The organism is Cryobacterium sp. MDB2-A-1 (assembly GCF_004402675.1).
GTDB lineage: Bacteria > Actinomycetota > Actinomycetes > Actinomycetales > Microbacteriaceae > Cryobacterium > Cryobacterium glucosi.
The window spans coordinates 49994-63670 of record NZ_SOFK01000044.1; the positions used below are offsets into that span (position 1 = coordinate 49994).

Annotated in this window: 10 protein-coding genes; 5 read left to right on the forward strand and 5 right to left on the reverse strand. The window is 66.8% G+C overall.

Annotation, left to right across the window (positions count from 1 at the left end):
- Nucleotides 1-180 precede the first annotated feature (180 nt).
- Nucleotides 181-1059 (forward strand): NAD(P)-dependent oxidoreductase, encoded by an 879-nt coding sequence (locus E3O39_RS16625; RefSeq protein WP_134449131.1) that lies wholly within the window; start codon nt 181-183, stop codon nt 1057-1059.
- A gap of 78 nt (nt 1060-1137) precedes the next feature.
- Here the strand turns inward: E3O39_RS16625 and E3O39_RS16630 are convergent, their stop codons facing one another.
- From E3O39_RS16630 to E3O39_RS16640, 3 genes are all read right to left on the reverse strand, one after another.
- A complete protein-coding gene (locus E3O39_RS16630; RefSeq protein ID WP_241985115.1) occupies nt 1138-3684 on the reverse strand; it encodes an ATP-binding cassette domain-containing protein in 2547 nt (848 codons plus the stop codon).
- A 98-nt stretch (nt 3685-3782) separates the two neighbouring features.
- Nucleotides 3783-4895: a substrate-binding domain-containing protein gene (locus E3O39_RS16635; RefSeq protein WP_134449132.1), complete on the reverse strand. Its 1113-nt coding sequence runs from the start codon at nt 4893-4895 to the stop codon at nt 3783-3785.
- Between the two features lie 86 nt (nt 4896-4981).
- Nucleotides 4982-6001, reverse strand: a complete 1020-nt coding sequence (locus tag E3O39_RS16640; RefSeq protein ID WP_134449133.1) for an ABC transporter permease — start codon at nt 5999-6001, stop codon at nt 4982-4984.
- A gap of 313 nt (nt 6002-6314) precedes the next feature.
- On the opposite strand from E3O39_RS16640, the gene E3O39_RS16645 reads away from it, so the two are divergent.
- Nucleotides 6315-6761: a VOC family protein gene (locus E3O39_RS16645; RefSeq protein ID WP_134449134.1), complete on the forward strand. Its 447-nt coding sequence runs from the start codon at nt 6315-6317 to the stop codon at nt 6759-6761.
- Nucleotides 6762-6943: 182 nt separating this feature from the next.
- Entirely contained in the window at nt 6944-9463 is a 2520-nt protein-coding gene (locus tag E3O39_RS16650; protein ID WP_134449135.1) for a bifunctional diguanylate cyclase/phosphodiesterase, read from the forward strand.
- Nucleotides 9464-9501: 38 nt separating this feature from the next.
- Here the strand turns inward: E3O39_RS16650 and E3O39_RS16655 are convergent, their stop codons facing one another.
- Nucleotides 9502-10491 carry an aldo/keto reductase gene (locus tag E3O39_RS16655; RefSeq protein ID WP_134449136.1) on the reverse strand — a complete coding sequence of 330 codons (990 nt, stop codon included), beginning with the start codon at nt 10489-10491 and terminating at the stop codon, nt 9502-9504.
- A 186-nt stretch (nt 10492-10677) separates the two neighbouring features.
- On the opposite strand from E3O39_RS16655, the gene E3O39_RS16660 reads away from it, so the two are divergent.
- Nucleotides 10678-11802, forward strand: coding sequence for a hypothetical protein (locus tag E3O39_RS16660; RefSeq protein WP_134449137.1), 1125 nt, complete (start codon nt 10678-10680; stop codon nt 11800-11802).
- A gap of 70 nt (nt 11803-11872) precedes the next feature.
- On the forward strand, nt 11873-12514 hold the full coding sequence (locus tag E3O39_RS16665; RefSeq protein WP_134449138.1) for an NADPH-dependent F420 reductase: 642 nt from the start codon (nt 11873-11875) through the stop codon (nt 12512-12514).
- Nucleotides 12515-12636: 122 nt separating this feature from the next.
- Here E3O39_RS16665 and E3O39_RS16670 read toward each other — a convergent pair whose 3' ends face one another.
- Entirely contained in the window at nt 12637-13653 is a 1017-nt protein-coding gene (locus E3O39_RS16670) for an aldo/keto reductase (RefSeq protein WP_134449139.1), read from the reverse strand.
- Nucleotides 13654-13677 lie beyond the last annotated feature (24 nt).

Below are 13677 nucleotides of genomic sequence, written 5' to 3' on the forward strand. Positions count from 1 at the left end.
GCGTCGGGCTTGTCAAGCGAACACTGCCATCGCGGGGGAATCACGTTGAGCAGACCGGGCACTCACGGTAGTGTTCACTGGAACTGCACAAAGGGCGGTTGCGCCCCAATCCGGCGCGACGGAGCGCCCGGCCGCTGGCCGGGATCCGGAAACCTCAGGACAATCTGGAAGGCGTGAACTATGTCGGACATCAGCTTCATCGGACTCGGCGAAATGGGCTCTGCCATGGCAGGCCGGCTCATCGAGTCCGGCCATTCGGTGCACGTCTGGAACCGATCGACCGGTGCGGCGGACGCCCTCGTCGCGGCCGGCGCCACCCGGGCGGTCTCCATCGCCGACGCCCTCAGCGTCGGTACCGTGATCTCGATGCTCGCCAATGACGCTGCCGCCGAGGCCGTCTTCAGTGCGGAGGCCCTCGCGGATGCGCCGGCCGGCACCCTGCACATCAACTGCGCCACGCTCAGCGTCGAGGCGACGGATCGGCTGACCGACCTGCACTCCCTCGCCGGGATCGACTACGTGGCGGCTCCCGTGCTCGGCCGGTCCAATATCGCGGCGGCCGGGAAGCTCAATGTGGTCGCGGCAGGCACGAAGAGCGCCATAGCCAGGGCGCAGCCGTACCTCGACGCGATCGGCAAGCGCACCTGGGCCGTCGGCGAGCGGCCGAGCACGGCAAGCCTGGTCAAGATCGGCGTGAACTACAACCTCATCCACGCGCTCCAGGCCCTCGCCGAGTCGGTGACCCTGGTCGAACACGGTGGAGTCGATGGCATGACGTTCGTCGAGATCCTGACGGATGCCGCGTTCACGGGCAGCGTCTACACGGGCTACGGAAACCTGATCGCCCGCAAGGCATACAGCCCGCCCGGTTTCAGCGTCGGGCTCGGCCTCAAGGACCTGTCCCTCGCGGAGCGGGCTGCTGCTGCGAGCGGCGTCGTGCTCCCGACGGCGCCCGTGTTGCGCGACATGTTCGAGCGGGCTCTCGCCGATCCCGAACTCGCGCCCCTTGACTGGTCGGCCATCGCCGAGATCACCCGCGGGCTCAGCACCGCAGAGTGAAGCGCAAGACAGATGGCAGAGCGCCGGGACCGGATCGGGCTCGGCGCTCTGTCGTCTCGGAACCGGTGACCGGGCGGCCTACCTGAGCGCGAAGGACGTCTTCCTGCGCTTGTTGTTGCGTCGTGCGACCGAGTAGACGATCGCCGCCACCAGGATGAGGAGCCCCTGGAACAGGTACTGCCACATCTGGGACAAGCCGAGGAAAGACGTCGCATTGAGTACCTGCACGAGCAGGATGGAACCGAGGAGTGTGCCGATGAAGGTGCCCCGCCCGCCGAGCAGGCTCGTTCCACCGAGCACGACCGCGGTGATGCTCGTGAGCGTGTAGCCGACGCCCTGGGCGGGGTCGCCGACCCCGATCTGCGCCATCAGCATCACGGCACCCACGAACGCGAACAGTGAAGTGGCCACATACGCGAGGATGACGGTCCGGTTGATATTGATGCCGTTCCTGCGCGCCGATTCCTCGTTGGACCCGGTCGCGCGCAGCTTCCAGCCCCAGCGTCGCTTCTTCAGGAAGAACTCGGTCACGAGCGTGGCCGCGACGAGCACGATGAATGCGACAGGCACCGGCCCGAGCTGCCACCCGATGATTCCGGTGACCGTCGAGTTGATGTACCCGTCCGGGGAGCTCCTGAGCAGGAAGCTGAATCCCTGCAACGCGATGTACACGGTCAGCGTCGCGGCGATGGGAGTGAACCGGGCGAACCTGATCAGCGAGCCGTTGACCACCCCGATGACGGCCGCCACGACGATCATGAGCACGAATCCGAGGACGATCATCACCACGGACTTGTCGTCGTTGATGAAGAACGACCCGATCACCACCAGGAACCCGGCGAGGGGCCCGACGGACAGATCGATACCTCCGATCAGCAGCGAGATGGTCTGCCCCAGAGCGATGAAACCGAGCGCCGTGACGAGGGTGAGCACGGAGTAGATGTTGAAGTCGGAGAGGTAGCGGGCGTTCTGGCTGAACAGGAACGACCCGAGCAGTGCAATGACACCGACCAGGAGCACCGCGGGGGCATAGTCGCCCTGCAGGAAACGACGGAGTCCGGAGTGCTTCGAGACCGATTCATCCGCGACGACGGACACCGATCGGGTCGTCGAGCGGACGGCGGCGTGGATCATGCGTTCTTCGCTGATCGCAGCGCCCTGGAGCACTTCGAGCGCGTGCCCCCGCGACATCACGATGACCTGGTCGCACAGCCCCTCGAGCTCCTTCGCGTCGGATGAGGCGACGACGACGGGGATGCCGGAGGCCGAGACCTCACGCAGGATCCGGTAGATCTCGGCCCGGGCACCCACGTCGACGCCCTGCGTCGGCTCATCGGCCACGACCAGCAGCGGCTCGGAGAGCAGCGCCCGCGCCAGGACGACCTTCTGCTGGTTGCCGCCGGACAGGGAGGAGACGACGGAATCCATCGACGCGGCCTTGACCGCGAGCGAACCCAGCGTCTCGGCCACCGTGCCCAACTCACGCTTGCGGCTGAGCAGCGGTCCCCGCTTGAACTTCGCCAGTGCCGAGACGGCGGCGTTCTCGCGCACCGAGAGGGACATCAGGAGGCCCTCGCGGTGCCGATCGGCGGGCATGTATGCCGCCTCCTGCAGGAGTTGCCGGGAGTTCAAGGTCTTGCCGGCGATGGCGACCGTTCCCGTGAAGTAGTCGAGACCGGCGAGCGCGCGCATCAGTTCGCTCTGGCCGTTTCCGACGACCCCGGCGATGCCGATGATCTCGCCCGGGCGGGCGCTGATCGAGATGTTCGCGAATCCCGAGCCGCTCAACCCGTTGATCGAGAAGTTCGTCTCGTCGTCCGGCGAGCCGATGTGCTTGGGCGGGAAGGTCGATTCGAGCTTGCGTCCCACGATCATCGCGAGCAGTTCGTCGTCGGTGATGTCGGCGACGCGGGCGCTGCCGCGGACGCGGCCGTCCCGAAGCACGGTCACCTTGTCGGCGAGCTCACGGACTTCGGCCAGGCGGTGGGTGATGTAGACGACGGCCGTTCCGTTCGACACGGACCTCCGCACACGTTCGAACAGCAGGTCGACGGATCCCTGGCCGAGGGGCGCTGTCGGTTCGTCGAGGATGAGGAGTTTCGGCTTGAGGGCAAGAGCCTTGGCGATCTCGAGCAAGTGCTTCTGGGCAACGGACAGGAGTTCCACGCGATCCTGAAGGTGCACGCTCAGGCCGGCGTCGGCGAGCAGCGCCTGAGCAGTGGCTTCCAGCGACGTACCGGACGCGAGGACCGCGGCGGGCAGGGCGACCTGCAGATTCTCCAGGACGGTCATGTCCGGGAGCACGGCGGGATGCTGGTGGACGATCGCGATTCCGAGCTGCACGGCGATGGCCGGTGTCAGCACGCCGATCGGGGTGCCCTCGAAGGTGATGCTGCCCCCGTCGGGTTGCGCCGTACCCGATGCCACGTTCATCAGCGTCGACTTGCCCGCGCCGTTCTCGCCGAGGATGGCGTGGACTTCGCCGGGCAGGATCTCGACGGAAACGTCCGAGAGGGCCGCGACGCCGGAGTAGAGCTTCGAGATGTTGGACATCACGAGGGTTGCGGGGGCGGCGGGCTCGACCTTGTCCGGCGTCGTCACGTCGACGGTGTCGTGGTTGTTCACAGTTGTGACCTTTTCCTGTCTGTGCAATGTGGGGAAACGAACCAGCCGTCGGGTCGGTCGCGACAGTCGCGACCGACCCGACGGCGGCACCGGTTGGCCTACTTCTTCAGCAGGGCCGCCTGGTCCTCAGGCGACATCTTCGCCGAGAGGTAGATGTCGCCGGGCAGGTCCTTCTTGCACTGCACGGTGCTCGGCTTTCCGCTCACGGAGTCTTCGAAGGCCGGGGCCTTGAAGACCGTGTCGGTCGGGAGCACGCCACCGGTCGCCTTCGCGACCGCGTAGTCGACGGCGAGTCGCACGTTGTCGTTTCCGGTGGCGACCGTCATCAGCTTGAAGTCCGGGTTGGCCGCGCTGTTGTCCGTGTAGAAGCAACCGAGGGAGTTTCCGTCAGAGGTGACGATGGCCGGCACGGAACGCCCGCTCTTCGCGAAGGCCGGAAGGGCGCCCACGAGCGACGGGCCGAAGTCCGAGACGATGGCGTCGATCTTCGGGTACTTCGCGATGTCCGCGGTGAGCACCTGCTGGGTGAGTGCCGGGTCCCAGTTGGTGACCTCGGGCGTCTCGCCGATGAAGACGTACTTCGGGTCGGTGATGACCGACTTCATGCCCGTCAGCTCGTCGACGGCCTGGCTGTTGCCCTTCGGTCCGCTGATGAAGAGGATGTTGCCGCCGTCGGGGAGGTTGGTCTTGAGCCAGTTACCCCAGTTCTTGCCATCGGTCACGAAGTCCGCGCCGATCCAGGCGTCGTAGTCCACGCCGTCCTTGCCGCCCGGGTCGACCCGGTAGGGAACGGTCACGACGCCGGCCTTGTATGCGCTGCGCAGGGCGGGCAGCATGGCCTGGCCGGCGTCCGGGAACACGACGAGGGCGTTGACACCCTTGGCGACCATGCCCTGGATGTCCGAGATGGCCTTCTGGGTGTCACCCTGGCCGTCCGCGTATTCGTAGCTTGTGACGCTCGGGCACAGCTTGGCCTCATCGGCACCGGCCGCCGTCGTCACCAGGCGCCAGCTGTTTCCGCCGAAGCCGTCGAGCAGACCGAGGGAGATCTTTTTCGGACCACACCACGACGGTGCTCCTGCCACAGAAGTTCCGGCATCCGCCGTCGAGCCGGAGCCCGAGCCCGATGACGTTCCGCTGCAGCCCGCGAGCGCCAGCGAAGCTGCGGCGAGGGACATGACGAGCATTGCGAGACTCTTGGGACGTTTCATGTTTGATTTCCTCCATTGTGAGAGCGACGCCTCTGTCGCACTATTTCGACCGCTCCGTCGAAAACCTTGTCCCCGGTGTGCAGCAGTCATGCCGGGGTGCCGATCCGGGGGGACCTGCGGATGAACCTCTGGCGGAATGCCGCCCAGTCCACCGTGTACAGTGCCACGCCGACGGCGAGCGCCGCCGCCTGCACGAGGGTGCGCACCGCATAGGGCACGCCGAGTGACAGCACGAACTGGTCGAGCTGGCTCAGAAACAACGCCGCGATGACCGTGGCGACGGGATACCCGCGGCCACCCAGCAACGATGTGCCGCCAAGCACGACGACCGCGACCGCCGGGAGCAGGTATGCGTCGCCCTGGAAGGCAGTGGGCTGGTTGGTGATGCCGGCGAGCAGAATGCCGGCCAGGCAGTACAGCAGCTGGGCCCACACGAAAGCCAGCGACTGATGGATCGTCACGCGCAGGCCCGTCGCACGGGCAGTCAGCGGGTTCGCCCCGACGGCTTCGAAACGCCGCCCGGCTACCGTGCGCTTGACCATGACGGTCACGAGCGCCAGCGCGGCGAGAGCGAAGAATGCTGAGTTCGGGATGCCCCAGGTCAGGCCGCCGGCGATTCCGGCCAGCAGGCTGGTCGTGCTGCGCGGCGTGCCGCCGGAAATGCCCAGGACGGCCCCGAAGAGCAGTGCGTTCGTTCCCAGGGTGGCGATGATCGAGTTGAGTCCGAGACGGCCGACCATGAAGCCATTGAGCAGGCCGGCCCCGATCGCGTAGGCCAGCGCCAGAACGACCGCGGGCAACAGCCTGCTGTTGTCACCGTCCGGCTCGTGGCTGACGATCACGATGGCGAGCGACACGGCGCCGGGGATGGAAAGGTCGATTCCGCCCTGCTGCACGACCAGCATCTGGCCGAGGCCGACGATTGCAAGCACGGCGGCGAAGGGGATCATCCCGAGCACAGCCCCGCCGGAGACGCTCGTCGGCGCGACAAGGGCGCAGACCACGAAGAGCAGCACCGTGGATACGCCGACGGTGACGAATCCCTTGGAGACGACAGGTCGCGAACTGAGTAGCTTCGCCGGTTCACGCACCGTTGCGTCGATCATGCTTTCTCCCAACAATTCTCACCGGGCAACGTCGATGTCACGCGCTGTGTGTTGAGCGTCACTTTACAAAAGTCCTGAGCTGTTCACAAGTAGTTGCCGGTAACGATTCGAGAATCGGCAACGCCGAGGTTTGGGGAAGGTGGATCGTCCTCGACCACCGCGAAGGACCATCCCCCGCGATCCGGCGTGCGCGATCGGTGCACACTTGTGTAGTGACACTGTACAAAGCGATCCCGACGCAGCAGAATGTGAGTCGAGTGACAACACGACGACAGCGACCCGCAGCGCGGCGGGACGCAGAGGAGAGAGTCAGATGGCCTTCCAGGTTCTCGGAGTGCACCACGTCGGAGTGACGGTGCGCGACATGAAGCGTTCCTTCGAGTGGTACTCGCGAATGTTCGGGCTCACTCCTGGTCCCGTCAGCGAGGGTTCGGGAGAGGCACTCTCCCGCAGCGTCCAGGTGAACGATGCCGCGCTGGCATTCTCGATGATCATGATCGGGAACACCCGCCTGGAATTCCTGGAATACCACAACCCGGAGGGGCGCGACTTCGATCGAAGCAATGGTGATGTCGGCAGCGCGCATGTGTGCCTCGAAGTGTCGGACCTCGACGCGGCATACCGGGACCTGGTCGAGAAGGGCGCGGTATTCAACGCACCGCCCGTCACTCTCGATTCCGGCGCCCTGATCGGTTCCAAGTGGGCCTACCTGCGCGACCCCGACGGCATCCAGCTGGAAATCTGGGAGTCGCCCGCCTGAGCCCGCCCCCACACCTCCCCCTTCCTCGCGAAAGCGGGTGAGCCGTCGTTCTGAGCGCGGCAGAACGACGATTCACCCGCTCTCGCGGAGGCGAACCGGACTGCGTGCACGGCACCGCATCGGAAGCCAGTACTGTTCAAGTGTCGACCGGCACCAATGCCCGGCAGTTGGGGGGAGCGGTGGTGCGCGTCAGCCGTGACAGTCGGGTCGTTTCCGCCCTCGTCGCCCTGGTGACCCTCTTCTCCCTGGTCCGGTGGTACATGCTCGACCTGTCGACCGGCGCAGCGTTGCCACACGACGTCATGAAGCCGACAACGATCGTTGGGCTCCTCGTTCTCGCGGTCGCCCTCGCCCTCGCCGACCGCCCGGCGGTCGCGACAGCGCTGGGCGCCGTCGCGACCGTCATCGGCGGACTGACCCTCGCCGAATACGTCTCGGGCGTTGGCCTGGGCGTCGACGTTCTCCTGCCGGGGCTCCGCCTCGGTGGCTCGCCACCAAGAATGGCGATCGGGACCGCACTCTCCCTCGTGCTCCTCGGACTTGCCTTCTGCCTCCGTGGCGTGGCGGGTGCCGCCGTCACCGCCGGCTTCGCCGTTCTCACCCTGTTGCTGGTGCTCCTGACGATCCTCAGCGCCGCTTACGGAGTATCGGCCGTGAGTGACCCCGGCCGGCCGCTGAACATCTCCACGCTCACCGTTCTCTGCGTGGGCGCGATCGCCGCGGCCATCCTGTACGAACGACCGGATATCGGGCTGGTCGGCCTGGTCCGCGACCGCCGGAGTGCGGGCCGGCTACTCCGAAGCGGTCTCCCCATTATCATTCTCGGTCCGTTCTTTCTTGGTTGGCTGCGCCTCTGGGCCCAGCGAGAAGGCTGGTTCGACGCCGAATTGGGCAACGCGCTGCTCGTCTCGTCCACCATCGGGCTCGTCCTCGGCGTCGCCTGGATCGCGGCCGGACGGCTCCGCGCGCTCGACATCCAACGGGACGGCGCTTTCGACGCCCTGGCCGTGGCCAATGCAACCCTGGAGAGCGCGGTGCACGACCGTACCCGCGAACTGGCCAGGACCGCCGAGCGACTGCACGCGCTCATCCGCATCGCGCCCGTCGGCATCGTGCAATTCGACGCCGGCGGCGGCGTCGTCACAACCAACGAGCAGTGGATGCGAATGACCGGACTGAGCGTCGAGGCGTCGCGGGGAGACGGCTGGGGCCGGAACATCCACGCCGACGACGCGGAGCGGGTGATCGACGCGTGGAGGACGACCGTCGCATCCGGTGCCGCCTTTGAATCGACGTTCCGGTTCCAGACCCTGACCGGTGAGGCGAAATGGGTGCAGGCGAGCGCCACCCGGATTCTCGACACGACCGGCGTCACCGGCTACCTGTTGAGCGTCACCGACGTCACGGCCGTGCGAGCGGCGGAGGCGCGTGTGGAGCACCTCGCCTTTCACGACCCCCTGACGGACCTGCCCAACCGCCTGCTCCTGCTCGACCGGCTCGACCAGGCACTCCTCTTCGCCGCCAGGGCGCACCGTGGAGTCGGCCTGCTCTTCATCGACCTCGACCGCTTCAAGGTCGTCAACGACAGCCTCGGCCACCACGCCGGCGACGCGGTCCTCGCCCAGATCGCGGTCCGGCTGCGCGCGGCGGTCCGGGCCTCTGACACGGTCGCCCGGATCGGCGGCGATGAATTCGTCGTGCTCTGTCCCGACATCGGCACGGGCGCGGAGGCACGCCGGATCGCAAAGGCGGTGCAAGCCGCGGTGTCCCTGCCCATTGAGATCGGCGACCAGACCGCAATGGTCGACACGAGCATCGGCATCGCCGTCAGCGCGGGTACCGAGGACGCCGAGACGCTGCTCCGGCAGGCCGACCAGGCGATGTACCTGGCGAAGGACCAGGGTCGCGCCCGGTATGAGGTGTTCAACGACGACCTGCGCGGGCGCATCCGCCGGCGGGTCGACACGGAGATCGGGCTTCGCACTGCTGTCGGACGCAGTGAGATCGAGACCTGGTACCAGCCGATCGTCGACCTGCAGAACCCGCGGGTCGCGGCCGCCGAGGCCCTGGCGCGCTGGCGGCGACCGGAAATCGGCATTGTCGCGCCGGGCGATTTCATCGCGATCGCCGAGGAGACCGGGCTGATCAGGGACATCGGCCGCGCGGTGCTTCGGCAGGCGTGTTCTGCGGCCACTTCGCTCGATGCCGATCAAGCCGTCAGCGTCAATGTCTCCGCGCGGCAGTTCGTGCGCTCGGACTTCGGCACCGTCGTTCGCCGTGCCCTCCTCGAGACCGGGCTGGCGCCCGGCCAGCTCTGGCTAGAACTCACCGAGAGCGCCGTTATCGACGTCATGGATTCGGCGACCCGCACGTTCGACGAACTGCGTGATCTCGGCGTCCGCCTCGCGATCGACGACTTCGGAACCGGCTATTCCTCGTTCGCCCAGCTCCGTTCGCTGGAGGTCGATCTACTCAAGATCGACATGACCTTCATCGACAACCTTGTCTCCTCTGACCGCGACCAGGCGATCGTACGCGGAATCCTGCACCTGGCCGATTCCCTCGGACTCGACGTCGTCGCCGAGGGAATCGAGACCAGCGAACAGCTTGAGCTCCTCCGCGATATGGGCTGCCGCTACGGTCAGGGTTATCTCTTCGCGCGCCCGCAGCCGGACATTTCGGTCGCGGTCCTCGTCCACTAAGACGACCGAAGGACGGTGCCAGCGCCCCGCGGGTGAGGTCAGTAGCGCTGGGGGGCAGGCGGTTCGTTGCCGAGGATCTCCTCGATCGCTGCGACCACCTCGGCGGTCAGAGCGGCCTTCGAGTCCAGGGCCGCGAGGTTGTCGGCCAGTTGTTCCTTCTTACTCGCCCCCAGGATCACCGTCGACACCCGCGGGTTGCGCAGGCACCAGAGCAGCGCCAGGTGCGTCAACGGCAGCCCGGCATCCGAGGCGACGATCGCCAGTCTGCGGACCTTCTCGAGCTTGGCCTTCCCGGCTTCGGATTCCCACTCCGCCCTGAGCCACTCGTAGCCCGGGAGGTTCATCCGGCTGTCCGAGGGAACCCCGTCGTTGTACTTGCCGGTGAGGACCCCGGAGGCCAGCGGCGACCAGATGGTCGTGCCGAGGCCGAAGGTGTCGTACAACGGCAGGAACTCGCTCTCCACCTTCTGGCGCGTGAACATGTTGTACTGCGGCTGTTCCATGGTCGGCGGCGTGATGTGCAGGGCACGGGCGACGGCGTGGGCCTCGGTGATCTGCTGCGCACTCCACTCCGACGTTCCCCAGTACAGCACCTTGCCTTGCATGATGAGGTTGTGCATCGCCCAGACCGTCTCTTCGATCGGCGTATCGATGTCGGGACGGTGGCAGAAGTAGAGGTCGAGGTAGTCCACCCGCAGGCGCTTCAGCGCGGCATGGCAGGCTTCGGTCACGTGCTTGCGCGACAAGCCCCGCTGTGTGGGCTTCGATCCGCCCCAGAAGACCTTCGACGACACGGCGTAGGAATCACGGTCCCAGCCGAGCTTCTCCAGCGCGGCCCCCATCAGGGCCTCCGATGCACCTGCTTCATAGCCTTCGGCGTTGTCGAAGAAGTTGATCCCCGAGTCATAGGCGAGCGTCATCAACGCCAGCGCGTCGTCCTCGCGCACCTGCTTGCCGAACGTCACCCACGACCCGAGGGACACCTCGCTGACCTGCAGCCCGGACTTGCCCAAACGGCGATACTCCATGTTCAATCCCTCTCAGTCGCGACCGGCCCGAACCAGACATCCTGGCGATCGGACCTCACTGGAACACTACGGCCCGCAGCTGCACGGATGCGCCGCGCGGCCCTCCGGAGCCGGGGCTACACTGTCGTCGTCGCGGGGGACGCACGAGAAACCAGACAACGACTCTCCGGAAGGTACGGGCCAGACATGCTGCACACCGACATCCCCAATCCAACGTCGATCCGGCAGCTGGCGGCCGTGCGGGAACCGTTCTGCGTCTCGATCTATCTGCCCACGAGTCCGGTTCCGACCGAATCCGAACCGTCCCGGATCGAGCTCCGCAACCAGGTTGCGGCCGCAGCCCGGCAGCTCACCGAGGCCGGGGCGGGCCGGGCCGCCGTCGAAGAGCTCGAGGACGCGATCGCGGACCTCATCCAGGACCGTCAGTTCTGGTCCTACCTGTCGCGGTCGCTCGCGATCTTCCACTACTCGGGCCACCTGCAGACGTTTCGGGTGCCCAACGTGCTCCCCTCCGTGCTCGAGGTGGCCGATCGCCTGTACATCAAGCCCCTGCTCCGGGCGATCACCTTCCCGCAAACGGCGTTCGTGCTCGCCGTGTCGCAGAATGCGGCCCGGCTGGTCGAGGTCTCGCCGGACGCGGGAGCATACGTCGTCGACGTGCCCGGCCTGCCTGCTGACGCGGCGAGCGCCGTCGGTCTTCCGTCGATCAGCGGCCGATCACCGTCCGGGCGCATCCAGGGCTCAGAGGGGCAGAAGGTGCGCCTCGCCCAGTATTCCCGATCGGTGGATGCCGCGATCAGGCCACTCGTGACGGGTTCGGGCCTGCCACTCATTCTGGCCACCGCGGAACCGTTGAACAGCATCTTCCGCGGGGTCAGCGGGTATCCGCTCCTCGCCGCCCCGACCATCGAAGGAAACCCCGACGAACGGACTCCCGAGGAGCTCGCGGCCGTCGCGCGTCCCGTGCTGGACCGGCTCTATGCCGCCCAGCTCGGTGAACTCTCCGATCTGATCGAGGCCCGTTTCAACGAGGGCCGCGGCGCCACCGACCTCAGCGATATCGCCCGTGCCGCCACCTACGGCGCCATCGACACCCTCGTTGTCGACATCGACCGGAAGATCCCGGGGTACGTCGACGAGGAATCCGGTGCGATCACCTTCGACGACGTCGACGACGACGCCCACAACTACGGCGTCGTGGACGAGATCGCCCGCCGGGCCCTGCTCTCGGGCGCGCGGGTGCTCGCGGTCCGCGCCGACGACGTTCCCGGCGGAGGGCCGGCCGCGGCCATCACCCGATTCGCCGTGTGAACGATTTCGCCAGGCGCGTACTTGTCGCTGATGCGGGAACATTTTCCGCCCGGACCTCGTTGTCGCGATCATGACAACTATCGGAATCATCGGAGCAGGAAACATCGGCAGCCAGGTCGCCCGCAAGGCGATCGAGAGCGGCTACGACGTCGTGATCAGCAACTCTCGCGGCCCGGAGACCCTCGCGGACCTCGTGGCCGAACTCGGCCCGAAGGCGACGGCCGGAACCGCCGTCCAGGCGGCAGAGGCCGCAGACGTCGCCGTCGTGACCGTGCCGCTCAAGGCATACGCGGACGTGCCCGTCGAGCCACTCGCCGGCAAGATCGTGATCGACACCAACAACTACTACTTCGAACGCGACGGCCACATCGACGCCCTCGACAAGGGCGAGGCGACCGTCACCGGCATGCTGCAGGCGCACCTGCCCACGTCCCGGGTCGCGAAGGGCTTCAACCACATCATGGCCGTCGACATCACCGGAGACGCGCACCCCGCCGGCGACCCGGCGCGGCGCGCGCTCGCGACCTCGTCTGACTTCGCGGATGCCTCCGACTTCGTCACGAAGCTGTATGACGAATTCGGCTTCGACACCGTGAACATCGGCCCGCTCTCCGAGAGCTGGCGAGTCGAGCGCGACCGCCCGGCCTACGTGATCCGCCAGAACACCGCCGAGCTCGAGGCCAACCTCGCGAAGGCCCCGCGCACGGTCTGACCTTCGCACGGTCTCATCGTCGGCCTCGCAGCATCCGCCCTACCGCGAGAGCGGAGTTTTGGCCCTTAAACCCATGGTTTAAGGGCCAAAACTCCGCTCTCGCGGAGACAGGACGGCGATCGTCAGCGGCGGCGCGCGGCCGGGGTGAGCTCGGTCGCTCCGTAGCTGTTGTCGTCGGGGTTCAAGGTGACGCCGGGGGCGACGAGAGCGTCGATCGCGTCGAGCACCTCGGTGGAAAGGATCACGTCCGCGGCGGGAAGCTGCGAGATGAGTTGCTCCATCGTGCGCGGGCCGATGATCGCCGAGGTGACTCCCGGGTGGTTGATCACGAATGCTATCGCCATCTGGATCAGTGTGAGACCGGCCTCGTCAGCGACCCGGGCGAGGGCGTCGACGACCTCGAGCTTCTGCTGGTTGGCGACGCTCGTCATATCGAAACGGGCGCTCGGGCGTGCCGCCGAGGTCGGGACGGGAGCGGCGTCCTTGCGCCACTTGCCGGAGAGCCACCCGCCGGCGAGTGGGCTGTACGTGAGGGTGCCCATGCCGTAGCGACGTGCCGTGGGAAGGACGTCCTGCTCGATGCCGCGGACGAGGAGCGAATAGGGCGGCTGTTCGGTGACGAACCTGGCGAGGTTCCGGTCGCGTGCGGCCACCTGCGCCTCGACGATCTGGCTGCCGGAATACGACGACGAGCCGATATAACGGACCTTTCCCTGCCTGACCAGATCGGTCAGCGCGCCGAGCGTCTCTTCGACGTCCATCGCGGCGCTCGGGCGGTGCACCTGGTACAGGTCGAGGTAGTCGGTCCCGAGGCGGCGCAGTGAGCCTTCGACGGCCTGCATGATCCACTTCCGAGACCCGCCGCTCTGGTTCGGGCCCTTCCCCATCGGCATGAAGAACTTGGTGGCGAGGACGACATCGTCACGACGTCCCGCGAGGGCCTTCCCGACGATCTCCTCTGATCCGCCTCCGGAGTAGACGTCGGCAGTGTCGACGAAGTTGATCCCGGCATCCAGGGCGTGGTGGATGACCCGGATCGAGTCGTCGACGTCCTGGTTGCCCCAGGCACCGAACATCATCGTGCCGAGGCACAGGGGGCTCACTTCTACACCGGTGCGTCCCAAGAGGCGGTAGTCCATCTGGTTCTTCCTTTCGTTGGCGGG